Annotated in this window: 15 protein-coding genes; 6 read left to right on the top strand and 9 right to left on the bottom strand. The window is 61.1% G+C overall.

The window, feature by feature from the left end:
- Window positions 1-5: 5 nt before the first annotated feature.
- From B4920_RS05715 to grpE, 4 genes are all read right to left on the bottom strand, one after another.
- Window positions 6-1,109: an ABC transporter substrate-binding protein gene (locus B4920_RS05715; RefSeq protein WP_256376080.1), complete on the bottom strand. Its 1,104-nt coding sequence runs from the start codon at window positions 1,107-1,109 to the stop codon at window positions 6-8.
- A 187-nt stretch (window positions 1,110-1,296) separates the two neighbouring features.
- Complete coding sequence (gene dnaJ / locus B4920_RS05710; protein ID WP_079433648.1) at window positions 1,297-2,424, bottom strand: molecular chaperone DnaJ; 1,128 nt, start codon at window positions 2,422-2,424, stop codon at window positions 1,297-1,299.
- A gap of 105 nt (window positions 2,425-2,529) precedes the next feature.
- Window positions 2,530-4,467 carry a molecular chaperone DnaK gene (gene dnaK, locus B4920_RS05705; RefSeq protein WP_079433647.1) on the bottom strand — a complete coding sequence of 646 codons (1,938 nt, stop codon included), beginning with the start codon at window positions 4,465-4,467 and terminating at the stop codon, window positions 2,530-2,532.
- A gap of 92 nt (window positions 4,468-4,559) precedes the next feature.
- Window positions 4,560-5,150 carry a nucleotide exchange factor GrpE gene (gene grpE / locus B4920_RS05700; protein ID WP_079433646.1) on the bottom strand — a complete coding sequence of 197 codons (591 nt, stop codon included), beginning with the start codon at window positions 5,148-5,150 and terminating at the stop codon, window positions 4,560-4,562.
- 163 nt (window positions 5,151-5,313) lie between these two features.
- Here grpE and B4920_RS05695 point away from each other — a divergent pair, with 163 nt between their 5' ends.
- Window positions 5,314-6,675 (top strand): serine/threonine-protein kinase, encoded by a 1,362-nt coding sequence (locus tag B4920_RS05695; RefSeq protein ID WP_079433645.1) that lies wholly within the window; start codon window positions 5,314-5,316, stop codon window positions 6,673-6,675.
- A 15-nt stretch (window positions 6,676-6,690) separates the two neighbouring features.
- Here the strand turns inward: B4920_RS05695 and trxC are convergent, their stop codons facing one another.
- Window positions 6,691-7,140 (bottom strand): thioredoxin TrxC, encoded by a 450-nt coding sequence (trxC, locus tag B4920_RS05690; protein WP_079433644.1) that lies wholly within the window; start codon window positions 7,138-7,140, stop codon window positions 6,691-6,693.
- Between the two features lie 154 nt (window positions 7,141-7,294).
- Here trxC and B4920_RS05685 point away from each other — a divergent pair, with 154 nt between their 5' ends.
- Window positions 7,295-7,822 carry an AP2 domain-containing protein gene (locus tag B4920_RS05685; RefSeq protein ID WP_079433643.1) on the top strand — a complete coding sequence of 176 codons (528 nt, stop codon included), beginning with the start codon at window positions 7,295-7,297 and terminating at the stop codon, window positions 7,820-7,822.
- Between the two features lie 20 nt (window positions 7,823-7,842).
- Here the strand turns inward: B4920_RS05685 and B4920_RS05680 are convergent, their stop codons facing one another.
- From B4920_RS05680 to hrcA, 3 genes are read right to left on the bottom strand one after another with little or no spacing between them, the layout of a single operon-like run.
- Window positions 7,843-8,190, bottom strand: coding sequence for a phage holin family protein (locus B4920_RS05680; RefSeq protein ID WP_254050838.1), 348 nt, complete (start codon window positions 8,188-8,190; stop codon window positions 7,843-7,845).
- A 43-nt stretch (window positions 8,191-8,233) separates the two neighbouring features.
- Window positions 8,234-9,334: a ferrochelatase gene (hemH, locus tag B4920_RS05675; protein ID WP_079433641.1), complete on the bottom strand. Its 1,101-nt coding sequence runs from the start codon at window positions 9,332-9,334 to the stop codon at window positions 8,234-8,236.
- 11 nt (window positions 9,335-9,345) lie between these two features.
- Window positions 9,346-10,374, bottom strand: a complete 1,029-nt coding sequence (hrcA, locus tag B4920_RS05670) for a heat-inducible transcriptional repressor HrcA (RefSeq protein WP_079433640.1) — start codon at window positions 10,372-10,374, stop codon at window positions 9,346-9,348.
- Window positions 10,375-10,505: 131 nt separating this feature from the next.
- On the opposite strand from hrcA, the gene B4920_RS05665 reads away from it, so the two are divergent.
- Window positions 10,506-11,390 (top strand): NAD kinase, encoded by an 885-nt coding sequence (locus B4920_RS05665; protein ID WP_079433639.1) that lies wholly within the window; start codon window positions 10,506-10,508, stop codon window positions 11,388-11,390.
- A gap of 26 nt (window positions 11,391-11,416) precedes the next feature.
- The gene (recN, locus tag B4920_RS05660) at window positions 11,417-13,084 is read left to right on the top strand and encodes a DNA repair protein RecN (RefSeq protein ID WP_079433638.1); all 1,668 of its coding nucleotides are present in this window, start codon (window positions 11,417-11,419) and stop codon (window positions 13,082-13,084) included.
- 12 nt (window positions 13,085-13,096) lie between these two features.
- On the opposite strand, the gene fur is transcribed toward recN, so the two are convergent.
- Window positions 13,097-13,549: a ferric iron uptake transcriptional regulator gene (gene fur, locus B4920_RS05655; RefSeq protein ID WP_079433637.1), complete on the bottom strand. Its 453-nt coding sequence runs from the start codon at window positions 13,547-13,549 to the stop codon at window positions 13,097-13,099.
- Window positions 13,550-13,673: 124 nt separating this feature from the next.
- Between fur and B4920_RS05650 the strand changes: the two genes are divergently transcribed.
- Together B4920_RS05650 and dapB are read left to right on the top strand one after the other, a co-directional pair.
- Window positions 13,674-14,021, top strand: coding sequence for an outer membrane protein assembly factor BamE (locus B4920_RS05650; protein WP_079433636.1), 348 nt, complete (start codon window positions 13,674-13,676; stop codon window positions 14,019-14,021).
- A gap of 50 nt (window positions 14,022-14,071) precedes the next feature.
- Window positions 14,072-14,878: a 4-hydroxy-tetrahydrodipicolinate reductase gene (gene dapB / locus B4920_RS05645; protein WP_079433635.1), complete on the top strand. Its 807-nt coding sequence runs from the start codon at window positions 14,072-14,074 to the stop codon at window positions 14,876-14,878.
- The last annotated feature ends 175 nt before the right edge of the window (window positions 14,879-15,053 follow it).

Genomic DNA, 15,053 nt, shown 5'->3' with positions numbered 1-15,053 from the left:
GTCGCTCAGTGCAGGATGCGACCGTCGCGGCCTAGCACCGTCAGGTCGACGAAGCGTGACCCGTTGTGATTGGTGGACGTGTAGGTGACGCGGTAACCACCGACATCAACGCTGCCGCCTTCTAGGATCGAAACCAGTTTTTCCCGGCTGGGTTCCTTGCCGGCCTTTTTGAGCGCCTCGGTCATGACCTTTGCGTTGATGTAGCCTTCAATGCCGTAATAGCTGTAGTTACCGTGCTTGGCGAAGGACTGTAGCGCCTTCTGGTATTCCTTGACGACGGGCAGGGTGTCGTTCCAGGGATAGGGCATGACCTGGGATATGCCGATGCCGTGTGCATCCTTTGCTCCCAGTTCTCCAACCAGCAGGTCGGCACCGACGGGGGACAGGGTCGAGAACTGGGGCATCTGCCCGGCCTTGCGCATCTGCCGGACGAATTCGGCGCTGGGCTTGTAAAGGGTGGCCATGATGACGGCCTGAGGGTTGGCCTTGGCGATCTGGGCGACGGCGGGTCCCACTTCAAGGGAGTTGCGCTCGATAGAGCCCACGGCGACTGGCTTCAGCTTGTGATGGGCCAGCGTGGCCGTAACCCCTTCCAGGCCCGACTTCCCGAAGCCGTCGTTCTGGTAGAACACTGCGATATTGGTGATACCCAGGCCGACGAGGTGATTGACGATGGCCTCGGTTTCGTCGGCGTAGCTGGCACGCAGGTGGAACATGTAGCGATTGACGGGGTTGCGCAGGCTGCCTGCCCCGCTGATGGTGCCGATCAGGGGAACCCTGGCTTCGCTGAATACCTTCATCGCTTCGGTGGTCGGGGATGAGCCGTAGAAGGCCATCAGCGCGAAAACCTTGTGCTCGTTGATGAGCTTGCGGGTATTGGCGACGGCCTTGTCGGTTTCGTAGCCATCGTCGAGGGTGACCAGTTCCACCTTTCTACCGTTGATGCCGCCGGCGGCGTTCAACTGCGCGAAATAGGCGAGGGCGCCTTCCTTCATCTCCTTGCCATAGGCGCCGTTGGGGCCGCTGAAAGGGGCAGACATGCCCAGTGTGATAGTGGTGTCTCCTACGCCCGGATCGGCCGCCTGGCTTGGTGTGCCTGACGCCAGCATCATGCCGGCGCCAATACAGGTGATCAGTTTCTTTATGGTGTGGAAGGGCATGATTGTCATTATTTTTTGTTAATCAAATCGGAGCCGGCCACGAGTATAGGACAAAAAAAATGCCTTTCGGAAAGCACGCGGGCCGACGTTGAAACAACGTCGGCCCGCGTGTCAGGCTGCTGCAGTGCGGCAATGATCAGGCGCCGAAGAAGTCCTTCACCTTGTCCATCCAGGACTTTGCCTTCGGGTTGTGACGCTCGGCATTGGACGACGCGATTTCATCGAATTCCCGCAGCAGTTCTTTCTGCCTTTCGGTCAGCTTGACGGGAGTTTCCACGATCACGTGCACCATCAGATCGCCAGGGGCGTGGCTGCGCACGTTGCGGATGCCCTTGCCGCGCAGGCGGAACACCTTGGCACTCTGCGTCTCCGCCGGAATGCGGATACCGGCAGCGCCGTCGAGAGTGGGGATTTCGATCTCGCCACCCAGTGCTGCGGTGGTGAAGCTGATCGGCATTTCGCAGTGAAGATCGTCGCCGTCCCGCTGGAAAACCGGGTGCTGCTTGATGTGGATTTCCACGTAGAGATCGCCGGCCGGGCCACCATTGACACCAGGCTCACCATGGCCGCTGTGGCGCAGGCGCATGCCGTCGTCGATGCCGGCAGGGATCTTCACTTCCAGGGTCTTCTGGCGCTTGATCCGGCCGGCGCCGCCGCAGGACGAGCAGGGCTCGGGGATGATGCGGCCGCTGCCGTGGCACTTCGGGCAGGTCTGCTGGATCGAGAAGAAGCCCTGCTGGATGCGCACCTGGCCGGCGCCGCCGCAGGTGGGGCAGGTCTTGGGCTGGGTGCCGGGCTTGGCGCCGCTGCCGTGGCAGCTGTCGCATTCCTCGAGAGCGGGAATCCGGATTGTCTTCTCGGCACCACGGGCGGCTTCCTCTAGCGTGATTTCGAGGTTGTAGCGCAGGTCAGCGCCGCGATAGACGTTGGAACGTCCGCGTCCGCCGCCACCACCGAAGATGTCACCGAAGATGTCGCCGAACGCGTCGGCAAAGCCGTCGAAGCCCTGGCCGCCACCGCCACCACCGCCCATCGAAGGATCGACTCCGGCATGGCCGTAGCGGTCGTAGGCGGCGCGCTTGTTGCTGTCGGTCAGGATCTCGTAGGCTTCCTTGACCTCCTTGAACTTCTCTTCGGCTTCCTTGTTGTCCGGATTGCGGTCCGGATGGAACTTCATGGCCAGCTTGCGGTAGGCCTTTTTCAGTTCATCCTCGGAGGCGTCACGATTGACGCCGAGGATCTCGTATAAATCCCGTTTCGCCATTTTTGGGTGCTCTGGCTATCTTGTGGAAAGGCCGAGCCGAGCGGCGCGCGGGGCGCCGGCATGGCTCGGCCGGAACTGTCTATGTGGCAGTGATGCCGGACAGGCTTACTTCTTGTCCTTCACTTCGGTGAACTCGGCGTCGACCACGTCCGGATCGTTGGCCTTGGCGCCACCGGCAGATGCGCCTGCACCGGCACCGGCGCCGCCGGCCGCGCCAGCTTCAGCCTGGGCCTGGGCGTAGATGTGTTCGCCGAGCTTCTGGCTGACGGTGGCCAGGGCTTCGCTCTTGGCATCGATGGCAGCCTTGTCGCCGGTCTTGATAGCCTCTTCGGCGTCCTTGATGGCGGCTTCGATCTTGGCCTTGTCTTCGCCGATCTTGTCGCCGTGCTCGGCCAGGGCCTTCTTCACGGAGTGGACCAGGGTGTCGAGCTGGTTGCGTGCATCGACCAGTTCGTGGGCCTTCTTGTCTTCCTCGGCGTGAGCCTCGGCGTCACGAACCATCTGCTGGATCTCGTCATCCGACAGGCCGGAGTTGGCCTTGATGGTGATCTTGTTTTCCTTGCCGGTGGCTTTGTCCTTGGCGGACACGTGAAGAATGCCGTTGGCGTCGATGTCGAAGGTGACTTCGATCTGCGGCATGCCGCGCGGGGCCGGCGGAATGTCGGACAGGTTGAACTGGCCGAGGCTCTTGTTGCCGGCAGCCATTTCGCGCTCGCCCTGCAGCACGTGGATGGTCACGGCGGACTGGTTGTCGTCGGCGGTGGAGAACACTTGCGAGGCCTTGGTCGGGATCGTGGTGTTCTTCTGGATCAGCTTGGTCATCACTCCGCCCAGGGTTTCGATGCCGAGGGACAGCGGGGAGACGTCGAGCAGCAGCACGTCCTTCACTTCGCCCTGCAGCACGCCGCCCTGGATGGAGGCGCCAACGGCGACGGCTTCGTCCGGGTTCACGTCACGGCGCGGATCCTTGCCGAAGAATTCCTTAACCTTGTCGATGACCTTGGGCATGCGGGTCTGGCCGCCGACCAGGATCACGTCGTCGATGTCGGAGACCTTCACGCCGGCATCCTTCAGGGCCACGCGGCAGGGCTCGATGGTCCGCTCGACCAGGTCTTCGACCAGGGATTCGAACTTGGCGCGAGTGATCTTCAGGGCCAGGTGTTTCGGACCGGTGGCGTCGGCGGTGATGTAGGGAAGGTTGATTTCGGTCTGTTGGCCGGAGGACAGCTCGATCTTGGCCTTTTCGGCGGCTTCCTTCAGGCGCTGAAGGGCCAGCACGTCGTTCTTGAGATCGACGCCCTGTTCCTTTTTGAACTCGGTGACGATGTAGTCGATGATGCGCTGGTCGAAGTCTTCGCCGCCCAGGAAGGTGTCACCGTTGGTGGCCAGCACTTCGAACTGGTGCTCGCCGTCGATGTCGGCGATTTCGATGATGGAGATGTCGAAGGTGCCGCCGCCAAGGTCGAATACGGCGATCTTGGAGTCGCCCGGCTTCTTGTCCATGCCGAAGGCCAGCGCGGCCGCGGTCGGCTCGTTGATGATGCGCTTGACTTCGAGGCCCGCGATCTTGCCGGCATCCTTGGTGGCCTGGCGCTGGCTGTCGTTGAAGTAGGCCGGAACGGTGATGACCGCTTCGGTGACTTCTTCGCCAAGGTAGTCTTCGGCGGTCTTCTTCATCTTGCGCAGCACTTCGGCGGAAACCTGCGGCGGGGCGATCTTCTTGCCACGCACTTCAACCCACGCATCGCCGTTGTCGGCCTTGGCGATGGTGAAGGGCATCAGGTCGATGTCTTTCTGCACTTCCTTCTCTTCGAAGCGGCGGCCGATCAGGCGCTTGATCGCATAGAGGGTGTTGCGGGCGTTGGTGACGGCCTGGCGCTTGGCAGGGGCGCCGCACAGGATTTCACCGTCGTCAGCGTAGGCGACAACGGACGGGGTGGTGCGCGCGCCTTCGGAGTTCTCGATGACCTTCGGCTTGCCGCCTTCCATCACGGAAACACAGCTGTTGGTGGTGCCGAGGTCGATGCCGATGATCTTGCCCATGAGTTTTCCTTCAGTTCGAATTCTGTTTGAGATGCGGTCCGACAGGGGCGGAGCGCTGACTTGTTACCGATATGGGGATGCCGCCGCAGCTTTCAAGCGGCGGATTTGGCTTTCGATACGACCACGAGGGCTGGGCGAATGGTGCGGTCGTGCAGGAGGTAGCCCTTCTGCAGCACGTTGATCACCGTATTGGGTTCGCCTTCGGCCTCGATCGCGCTGATGGCCTGATGCTTGTTCGGGTCGAACTTTTCGCCGACTGGATTGACCTCGACGACATTGGCGCCCTGGAACGCCGAGACGAGTTGCTTGAGCGTGAGCTCTACACCCTGCTTGAAGCTCTCCAGCGTTGCGTTCTCGGTGGCGAGGGCCGCTTCGAGGCTGTCCTTCACCGGCAGCATGGCCTGAGTGAATTTGTCGGCGGCGAACTTGCCGGCCTTGGCGATATCGTCCTGGGCGCGGCGCCGGATGTTCTCGGTCTCGGCCTTGGCCCGGAGCCACGCGTCATGGTGCTCGGCAGCCTTCAGTTCGGCCTGGCGGAGTTGTTCAGCGATGTTCGGCAGCGAGTCGACACTCGGCGCATCGGCTGCTTGGGACGCTTGCTCGGCTTCGGCACCGGTGACGTTTTCCACGAGCTCCGGGGCTTTCTTTTCTTCGGGGCTCAGCGGGGTGTCTTGATCTTGCATGGGTAAGGGCTCCTTTTTGGGACTCGCGATAACTTGGGGGCGCAGGTTAAGATTTCAAGGGGCAATTTTCGTCGGCGCCGCCCGATATTCACAGAGGGTGTAAAATTGTGATGAATCCGGCGTGTCCCGGTCATCTTTCCAGGCTCTGGGGCGTAAAGCACGTATGGAACAAGAACCCGATAAAATTGGCAAATACAAGCTGCTCCGCGAGGTAGGCCGTGGCGCCACGGCAACCGTTTATCTGGCTGAGCACCCCCAGTACCCGGAGCCGGTTGCGCTCAAGCTGATTCGCTTCGATGACAAGTCGAAGGACGAGGCGAAGTGGAATCGTAGGCTTCTCAAGCTGCTGCGTGCCGAGATGGACGTGTCTCGCCGCCTCGATCACCCGAACATCATCAAGATCTTCGATGCCGCGGTCGAGAAGGACTACGCCTACATCGTCATGGAGTACTTTCCCGGCACGACGCTGGAGCCGTACTGCACGTTCCAGAATCTTCTCCCGCTGCACCGGACGATAGGCATCATTTTCAAGTGTTGCATGGCGCTGGATTACGCGTACCGCCAAGGTATCGTGCACCGGGACATCAAGCCGGCCAACATCCTGATCGATGAGCAGGATAACGTCAAAATCACTGACTTCGGGCTGGCTCTCAACATCAGCAAGAAGAGTGAATCCGATTCGACCTTCATCATGGGGGTTGGATCGCCAGCCTACATGAGCCCGGAGCAGATCAAGGGCTATCCGCTGAATCAGAAGACCGACCTGTTTTCTCTGGGGGTCGTGCTTTTTCACATGCTGACCGGGCGTTTGCCGTTCCGTGCCAAGAACCCGGCACAGCTGATCTACAAGATTCTCAACACCGAGCCGCCCCTTGTCTCGCAGATCAACGCGGACCTGCCGGAGCAACTCGATACGGTCATCCGCAAGGCACTTGAGAAGGATCTGTATTCCCGTTACAAGAACGGCGCCGATTTCGCCAAGGATTTGTCGGCGGTCAGGTACAAGATCCTCGACGATACGAGTCTCCCGCAGGATACGACGCGCTTCTCCATCCTCCGCAAGATGCCCTTCTTCGTAGAGTTCGAAGATGTGGAAATCTGGGAGATCCTGCGTATTTCCCGCTGGCGCAAGGTCGACTCGAACACCTTGCTGATGCGAGAAGGGGATGCTGATCAACGTTTTGGGATTGTCATCGACGGGCGCGTGGAGATTTCCGTCGATGGGCATCGTGTTTGCGAGCATTCCTATGGCGAGGTGTTTGGCGAACTAGCCTATCTCGACCAGCAGGAGCACAAACACATGAATACGGTGGTCACGACCACGTCCACCGTGTATCTCGAGCTGAATCCGGCCTCGTTGTCTCTTGCCACGGATGAATGCCAGGAGGCCTTCCGTTCCCGGCTCGTGACTGTCGTTGCACGCCGGCTGGGGCAGGCCCAACGGGATCTGTCGAAAGATGGGCCGCCTGCCGAGCGCATTACGGCGAGCGGTTTCGGCATGGAACTCCAGCTGGTCGACAACTGACGACAGCCTCCTTCGTCAAGGAGCGCTATGGCCGAGATTGGCCAGTGCCCAGTGTTGAATGTCATGGCTGCCGATGGCGCCGGAGTGACGTGCGATTTCCCTGCCCTCGTGGATGAGTATGAGAGTCGGGATGCTTCGAATGCCGAAACGTGCAGCCAGGCCCGATTCCTCCTCCGTATTTACCTTGCCGAGCCTGAACCGGGGTTCGAGGCTTGCTGCCGCGGCCTCGAAGGCGGGAGCCATGCTGCGGCATGGGCCGCACCAAGGGGCCCAGAAGTCCACCAGCAAGGGAATGCCGCCACGTTCCGCGTGAGTGGAAAAGTTTCTTCCTGTCAGGTGGATCGGCGTGCCGGTGAAGAGGGCCTTCTTACATTTTCCGCAATGCCCAGCGTCCTGCAGGCGCGCGGCTGGCATGCGGTTGAGTGCGGCGCAATGGGGGCAGGCAATCAGTAGGGGGTCAATCATTGGGGGCTCCGCGAGGGTTTCTTTCTATGTTGGGGACTGATTCTGGGTTTCAAGCGGAGACAGATGGGTATATTGTGAAAATCTAAAGTTCCACCAAATTCGGCCGAAATCCAGCTTGTATCGCGATATCTGTGCGGGCGGAGGGGGGTGACGCGTGGGCCGGGGCAGCACTTATGGGATCAGTCGGGTCGATAACGAAACCAGCCGTACTCATGGTTGGCTGGTGACGATCCAGCGGCGTGGGGTGATCTATCGCAAGCACTTCAGTGATGGGGTCTTCGGTGGTAAGCAGCGTTCGTTTGTCGCTGCAAAAGCGTATCGGGACGAGATCATTGCAGCCCATCCTCCGCTGTCGATGCGCGAATATTCCAATATTGTCAAAAAGAACAACCGTTCGGGCGTGGTAGGTGTGTGCCGCTATTGCGCCTCGGAAACCCGTGATCTGCCGGAAGAGAAGCAGCGCTGGTTCTGGGTGGCGTCATGGCCTTTACCGGACGGAAAGCGCAAGCGGGTCAAGTTCTCCGTCAAGAAATACGGCGAAGATGGCGCTTTCCAGATGGCCATGGATGCCAGGTCGGTAGCTCTCGGGAAGCTGAGTGGGGCTTTTGATCCGGGCGCGGTACGCCGCAAGACGACGCGTCGTCGTGCGGTGGTGGGCGCGGGCTCCGGCCACACGCCCTGAGGTCGGCAACCCGGGCCCCTTCAGTCTTTGTCGCCCAGTGCCAAGCTGACCATCCAGGTCAGCAGGCTGTATGTCAGCGCCCCCCAGAATGCGGTCAGGAAGTCGGGTACGACAAAACCGCGCACCAGCCCAGACACAGACCAGAACATCAAGGCATTGATGATCAGGGTGAACAGGCCGAGGGTCAGGATGGTGATCGGTAATGTGATGATGATCAGGATTGGCCGAAGGATCGCGTTCACAAAACCCAGCAATAGTGCGCTGATCAGGGCAGCCGTGTAGCTGTCGACCCGGATGCTTGTGACGACCTCGGGAATCAGCATCAGGGCGACAGCATTCAGAACCCAGCGTAAAAGAAGTTTCACCACTGATCACCGTTTCTGCCGTGGGTGTCCGGCTCCTTCGTTGCCATCATGTGAGTGCGCCCATGGAGCGGGCGCGTTCCGCTTGGAGGGTCCGTTCACTCCCGTTCAGAGGGCTTTCGTCAAGCCAGTGGCCCAGGTGGCGGAGGCTCAGGCTTGTCAGGGCCTCGATCCAGTCCTGTCGTTCGTTGAGGCAGGGGATGTAGCTGAAGCGTTGGCCGCCGGCATGGAGGAAGGCCTCGCGGCACTCCATGTTGATTTCTTCCAGCGTTTCCAGGCAGTCGGAGACGAAGCCCGGGCACATGACGTCCACGGATGCGGCGGCCTTGTCGCGAGCCAGTTTTTCCAGCGTGGGCTGGGTGTATGGGGTCAGCCATTCTGCCTTGCCGAAGCGCGACTGGAAGCTGACGATCATCCGTTCCGGTGGCAGTTGCAGTGCCTCGCGCAACAGACGGGCCGTCTTGTGGCACTCGCAGTGGTAGGGGTCGCCGAGGTCCAGGGAGCGACGCGGAATGCCGTGGAAGCTGAGCACGAGCCTGTCGGCTTGTCCTTCCTTCTTCCAGTGGTCACGCACCGATTGGGCCAGGGCCGCGATATAGCCAGGGTCGTCACCAAAGCTGCGTACGTAGCGGACTTCGGGAAGGTTTCGCCAGTGGCGAAGGCTGTCGGCTACCTCGTCGATGACGGTCGCCGTGGTGCTGGCGGCAAACTGGGGGTAGAGCGGAACGACGAGGATACGCGTGCAACCACTGCTCCGTAGTGCGTCCAGCTGTTTGCGGATGGAAGGCTGGCCATAACGCATGGCCCAGCTCACTTGCAGGTCGGGCTGGCCCGCGTGGGTCAGGAAGCCGGCCAGCAGCTTGGCCTGTTTCTCGGTGTGAACCTTGAGTGGCGAGCCATCGTTGGTCCACACGCTGGCGTACTTCGCGGCAGACTTGGCCGGGCGGGTTCGCAGGATGATGCCGTTGAGGATCGGCCACCAGATGAGGCGGGGAATTTCGACAACCCGGGGATCCGACAGAAATTGCTTCAGATAGGGGCGGAGCGCGTCGGCTGTTGCGGCCGCCGGTGTGCCGAGATTGACCAGCAGGATGCCAGTACGCGGCTCCTGGCCATGGGTGTAGGCTGGCTCCTGCCAGTATCGGGTCATGGAGGCTTTCGTCAGTTGTGGCCCGAAAGGGCGCTGGTTAGGAGGCGGGCGGTGACGTCGACGATCGGAATCACTCGTTCGTAGGCCATGCGAGTTGGGCCGATGACGCCAACTGAGCCGACCAACTGGCCATCTACTTCGTAGGGGGCCGTGATGACGCTGCAGTCGTCGAGAGGGCTCAGTCCGCTCTCTCCGCCGATGAAGATCTGCACGCCTTGAGCGCGGTTGGAGATGTCGAGCAACTGCATCAGGCCGGTTTTCTGCTCGAACAGTTTGAACAGATCACGCAAGCGGGCCATGTTGGACGACAGGTCTTCCGCGTCGAGCAGATTGGTTTCGCCGGAGATTACGTAGGTACTCTGGGTTTCCTCCAGTGCCTCGCTGCCCGCTTCGACCGCCGCACTCATGAGGTCGGTCATGTCGGAGCGGAGTTGCTTGAGTTCGTCCTGGATTCGGGTGCGAATCTCTGGGAAGGCCAGGCCGGCAAAGTTCTGATTGAGGTAGTTGGCGGCGGTGACCAGTTCGGCAGCACTATAGGGGCGCTTGGTAAACAGGATGCGGTTCTGTACGTCACCACTGGTGGTTACGAGGATCAGCAGGACGCGGGTGTCCGAGAGGCTGACGAATTCGATCTGGCGGATCTTGATGGCGTCCTGTTTGGGGGAGATCACCACGCCGGCAAAGTGGGTGAGACCCGACAGCAGTTGGGAGGCGGCGTTGATGACCCGCTGGGGTTCGCCCGGCTGGATCTGCCCCTTGATTTCCTGCATCTGGCCGATACCAATGGGTTGGACGGTGAGCAGGCTGTCCACGAAGAAGCGGTAACCCAGCGGCGTGGGAACCCGCCCGGCGGAGGTGTGTGGACTGGTAATGAAGCCGAGCTCTTCCAGATCCGACATCACGTTACGCACCGTTGCCGGTGAGAGCTTGAGGCCGGAATGGCGCGACAGCGCACGCGAGCCGACGGGCTGGCCTTCGGCGATATAGTGCTCCACCAGGGTCTTGAGGAGAATTTGCGAACGTTGATCGAGGCTGGTCATGGCTGAAGGCTCGGAGAGACGCTGGGATTCTAAGGAAGGGAGGCGCTCATGAGAAGCATGAATGGTGCCGGGCTGTCCTGTTTTGCCGTGGTGGCCTGCGACGCCCATGAATAATGTGGTTTAATCGGCGCATGACCTGTGAGTTCAAGACGATTGCGCTGATCGGTAAGTATCAGAGCCCCGAGGTGGCTGAGGCGGTGCTTCGGCTGGCCAATCATTTGCGCAGCCTGGGGCTCCAGGTGCTGATCGAACAGGGGACGGCAAGTTCCACTGGCCTGACGGCGGGCTTCCCCGTTGCCAGCTATGAAGAAATCGGGGTCCAGGCTGATCTTGCCGTCGTACTTGGGGGCGATGGCACGCTTCTCAATAGTGCATGCCGGTTGGCGGAATACGAGGTGCCGCTGGTTGGGGTCAATCAGGGGCGGCTCGGTTTCCTGACCGATATTTCCCGGGACGTTGCGCAGGAGAAGATCAGCGAGGTGCTCGAAGGCCGTTATTCGGAAGAGAGCCGCGTGCTGCTCGACGCAGAAGTGCTCCGTAGCGGAAAGCGTGTGTTTCATACGGTGGCACTCAACGATGTGGTGGTCAACAAGGGGGATCTCGGTCGCATGATCGAGTTCGATCTGCGTATCGACGGAGAGTTCGTCTATACGCAGCGTTCGGACGGCATGATCATTTCGACGCCGACCGGTTCTACGGCCTATGCCCTGTCTGCCAACGGTCCGATACTGCACCCGAGCGTAGATGGCATCGCTCTGGTGCCGATGTGCCCCCATGCATTGACGGCGCGCCCGATCACGCTGCCGGATCGTTGCCGCATCGAAATTGTCCTGCTGCCACCGCACGATTCCCGCGTACATTTCGACGGTCAGACACGTTACGACACCCGCGCGGGCGATACCTTGCAGATTACCCGCTCGCCCCACCGGGTACGTCTGCTGCACCCCGCGGGCTACAGTTATTTCGCCATGCTGCGTGAAAAGCTGCACTGGAGCTCCGCGCCCCGCCACGGCTAATCCCGCTCAATTTCCTTCCTGTTTTCATGCTGCGTCATCTTTCCATTCGCGACTTTGTAATCGTTGATCAGCTCGAGCTCGACTTTGAGGCCGGTTTCGGTGCATTAACCGGCGAGACGGGAGCGGGCAAATCGATACTGCTCGATGCGCTGGGCTTGGTTTTGGGCGGCAAGGCCGAGAGCGGGGTCGTTCGGACCGGGCAGGCAAAGGCGGAGATCGTGGCCGAGTTCGGTCTCCCTGAAGACGGGAGATTGCGGGACTGGCTGGTTGAACAGGAACTGGATTCCGGTGAGGACTCCGTGCTGATGCGCCGTGTTATCGATAGCGGAGGGCGTTCCAAGACATGGCTTAACGGTGTCCCTGTGGCGCTGGCCCAGATGCGGGCGGCCGGGGAGTGGCTGGCGGACATTCACGGGCAGCATGCTCACCACGCACTGTTGCGTACGGATGCACAGCTGGAACTGGTGGACGCTCATGGCGCGCTGTCTGGCAGGGCCGCAGAGGTGGCCGAGCTTTATCGTTCCTGGTCTGCCTTGAGGCGCGCCCGGGAGGCGGCGGAGCATGGTGCCTTGTCCACCGAAAGGGAGCGTGAGCTGTTGGCCTGGCAGGTCAGTGAATTGCGTGAGCTGGCCTTCGATCCCCAGGAGTGGGGTGCGCTCAACCAGGAGCAAACCCGTCTGGCCCACGCGGCGGGCCTGATTGCGGGCAGCGCAGAGGTGCTGGAAGGGCTGGCTGACGGTGAGTATGCGCTGGTTTCGCAGCTCGATCGCCTGCTCGCACGGGTGACTGACATGGCGCAGCATGATGGGCAGCTTGCCGATGTTCAGGAGCTGTTGGGTGGGGCGAGCATTCAGCTCGACGAGGCGCTGCATGCCATGCGCCGCTATCGGGACAGGCTCGATGTGGATCCGGCGCGCCTGGCTGAGATCGATCAGCGCCTTCAGTCGGTAACCGGCATGGCGCGCAAGCACAAGGTGGCGCCCGAGGCGTTGTCCGATTTGCTGGCCGACAGTGTGCTGCGTCTGGAGCGACTCACGCGGCAGGCAGACCCGGAGGCGCTGGCTCGGGAAGAGTCTGCGGCCAAGGCGCGTTTCATGGCCGCCGCCGGGCAGCTTTCCGTCGAGCGTCGGTGCGTAGCCGATGCCTTGTCGGCGGCGGTAACCGACGCCATGCAGTCCTTGGCGATGGCTGGTGCGCGCTTTGAAGTGGCTGTCAGGCCAGTGGAGGGGGGGTGCGCCAGCGGGCTTGAGACTGTCGAGTTCCTCGTCACGGCGAATGCCAGTCAGCCGCTTCGATCCCTTGCCAAAGTCGCGTCAGGTGGGGAGCTGTCGCGGATCGGTCTGGCCATCCAGGTCATTGCGAGCCGGAATGCGGCTACACCAACGCTGATTTTCGATGAGGTCGACGTCGGTATCGGCGGGCGCGTCGCGGAGATCGTCGGGCGCCTGCTCAAGCAACTGGGGGGGGGGCGCCAGGTGTTGTGCGTGACCCACCTGCCCCAGGTTGCGGCGCAGGCGGATTGGCAGTGGACCATCTCGAAGGAAACGCGCGACGGTCAGACGCTGTCCCGTGTAACAGGTTTGCGGTCTTCAGAGCGTATCGAGGAGATCGCCCGCATGCTGGGTGGGGTGCATATCACCGATACCACTCGCGATCATGCGGCCGAGATGCTGGGCCTGCAGCGGGCCGGCTGAGTCTCCTGGCGTTCATGTGCTGGAGATTGGGCCGCTACCGGGGCGGTTGGGGCAGGGATCTTTCTTGCAGTCCGCGTACAGGTAGAGTGCATGTTCGCGAACGACGAAGCCGCGCTCTTCCGCGATCCGGTTTTGCCTTTCCTCGATGGAGGGGTCGAAGAACTCCTCCACCTTGCCGCACTGAAGGCACACCAGATGGTCATGGTGGTGCCCTTCGTTGAGTTCGAAGACGGCCTTGCCAGACTCGAAGTAGTGGCGTTCGAGCAGGCCGGCCTGCTCGAACTGCGTGAGCACACGATAGACGGTGGCCAGCCCGATATCCATGTCTTCGGCGATCAGTTGTCGATAGACGTCTTCCGCCGTCAGGTGGCGATTCTCCACCTTCTGGAACAGATCGAGGATCTTGAGCCGTGGGAAGGTAGCCTTGAGGCCGATACTTTTGAGATTCTGCGAATTACTGGACATGGGAGAGCCCCGAAAACTTGAATGCGGCGGCCGAAAGCCCGGCCAGCCCCGTATGATATAGTTTCAGACCAACCTTGAGAATGCGGCCTTCTGGCCGATGTCCGTTCCGCCTTCCTGAAACGCCATGCGCAAACTGTTCCTTTCTGCTCTGCTGGTTGCCGGTCTTTCCGGTTGTACCGCCGTCGGCGACTTTTTCAAGCCCTACAGAATCGATGTCCGGCAGGGCAATTTCGTGACCCAGGAAATGGTGTCCCAGCTCAAGTCCGGCATGACGCGTGATCAGGTGCGTTTTGTTCTTGGGACGCCGCTGGTGACCGATGTCTTCCATGCCGACCGCTGGGATTACGTCTACCGTTATCAGCCGGGCAAAGGCAGCTTGCAGGAGCGCCGCCTGACCGTGATTTTCGAGGGCGGCCAGCTGGCGCGTCTGGAGGGCGATGTCCGTTCTGGCGAGGTGCCTCCGCAACCCTGACGGGAGGTGGGCTTGGTGCAACCTGTTAATACGTTTATTCCGGAATTTTCATGACTCAAGTTCGTATCGCGATTGCCGGCGCCTCTGGTCGAATGGGGCGGATGCTGATCGAGGCAACCCTGAAGGATCCTGAGGTTGTCCTGGCGGCAGCCTTCGAGCGGCCGGAGAGCACTTTTATCGGCAAGGATGCCGGGGACTTGGTGGGCTCGCCTTGTGGTGTAGCGATCACCAGCGATGTGTCGGCCGGACTGGCGCAGGCGGATTGCCTGATCGATTTCACCCGTCCGGAAGGTACGCTGCATCATCTTCAGCTGGCACGTGCCGCTGGTTGCGGAATGGTGATCGGGACTACCGGGTTTTCTGTCGAGGAAAAGGCGGCGATCGGCGCTGCTGCACAGAGTATTCCGGTCGTGTTCGCGCCGAACATGGCCGTGGGGGTGAATGCGGTCTTCAAGTTGCTGGACGTGGCTGCCCGGATTCTCAACGAAGGCTACGACGTGGAGATCATCGAGGCACATCACCGTCTCAAGGTTGATGCTCCGTCTGGAACCGCACTGCGCATGGGGGAAGTGGTTGCATCGGCACTAGGACGTGACCTCGAGTCGTGCGCCGTCTATGGGCGCGAGGGCGTGACCGGGGAGCGCGACGGCCAGACCATCGGTTTTGCGACTGTGCGCGGTGGGGACATCGTGGGCGACCACACGGTGTTGTTTGCAGGAATCGGCGAGCGCATCGAGATCACCCACAAGTCGGGCAGTCGCATGCCCTACGCGCTGGGGAGTTTGCGGGCGGCGCGCTTCATCGCCGGACGCAAGTCGGGACTGTTCGACATGCAGGATGTTCTTGGCCTGAAGTAGGCTGATTGCCGTAGTTCAAGCAGCTCGGCGCCTTGCCGTTAAGGTGGGGAGCCAAGTAGGGGCGGGGAGGGCGCTGCCCTCACGTCTCTTCGTCCTCTTGAGGTCGCCAATTTGACTGCTCCAGCGATCACTCCCAGTCTTTCTGACGCCGAGCTCGGGCGGGCTCTCCGGGCTT

The sequence above is a fragment of the Zoogloea sp. LCSB751 genome (assembly GCF_002028455.1).
Taxonomy (GTDB): Bacteria; Pseudomonadota; Gammaproteobacteria; order Burkholderiales; family Rhodocyclaceae; genus Zoogloea.
This window is presented reverse-complemented; position numbering and strand designations above follow the sequence as displayed.

Bases quoted from the DNA above. Each gene is read 5' to 3' on its own strand.
- dnaK (WP_079433647.1), bottom strand. From the start codon at position 4,467: ATGGGCAAGATCATCGGCATCGACCTCGGCACCACCAACAGCTGTGTT.
- hemH (WP_079433641.1), bottom strand. From the start codon at position 9,334: ATGACCCGATACTGGCAGGAGCCAGCCTACACCCATGGCCAGGAGCCG.
- fur (WP_079433637.1), bottom strand. From the start codon at position 13,549: ATGTCCAGTAATTCGCAGAATCTCAAAAGTATCGGCCTCAAGGCTACC.
- recN (WP_079433638.1), top strand. From the start codon at position 11,417: ATGCTGCGTCATCTTTCCATTCGCGACTTTGTAATCGTTGATCAGCTC.
- grpE (WP_079433646.1), bottom strand. From the start codon at position 5,150: ATGCAAGATCAAGACACCCCGCTGAGCCCCGAAGAAAAGAAAGCCCCG.
- hrcA (WP_079433640.1), bottom strand. From the start codon at position 10,374: ATGACCAGCCTCGATCAACGTTCGCAAATTCTCCTCAAGACCCTGGTG.
- dnaJ (WP_079433648.1), bottom strand. From the start codon at position 2,424: ATGGCGAAACGGGATTTATACGAGATCCTCGGCGTCAATCGTGACGCC.
- dapB (WP_079433635.1), top strand. From the start codon at position 14,072: ATGACTCAAGTTCGTATCGCGATTGCCGGCGCCTCTGGTCGAATGGGG.
- trxC (WP_079433644.1), bottom strand. From the start codon at position 7,140: ATGATTGACCCCCTACTGATTGCCTGCCCCCATTGCGCCGCACTCAAC.
- B4920_RS05665 (WP_079433639.1), top strand. From the start codon at position 10,506: ATGACCTGTGAGTTCAAGACGATTGCGCTGATCGGTAAGTATCAGAGC.
- B4920_RS05715 (WP_256376080.1), bottom strand. From the start codon at position 1,109: ATGCTGGCGTCAGGCACACCAAGCCAGGCGGCCGATCCGGGCGTAGGA.
- B4920_RS05650 (WP_079433636.1), top strand. From the start codon at position 13,674: ATGCGCAAACTGTTCCTTTCTGCTCTGCTGGTTGCCGGTCTTTCCGGT.
- B4920_RS05695 (WP_079433645.1), top strand. From the start codon at position 5,314: ATGGAACAAGAACCCGATAAAATTGGCAAATACAAGCTGCTCCGCGAG.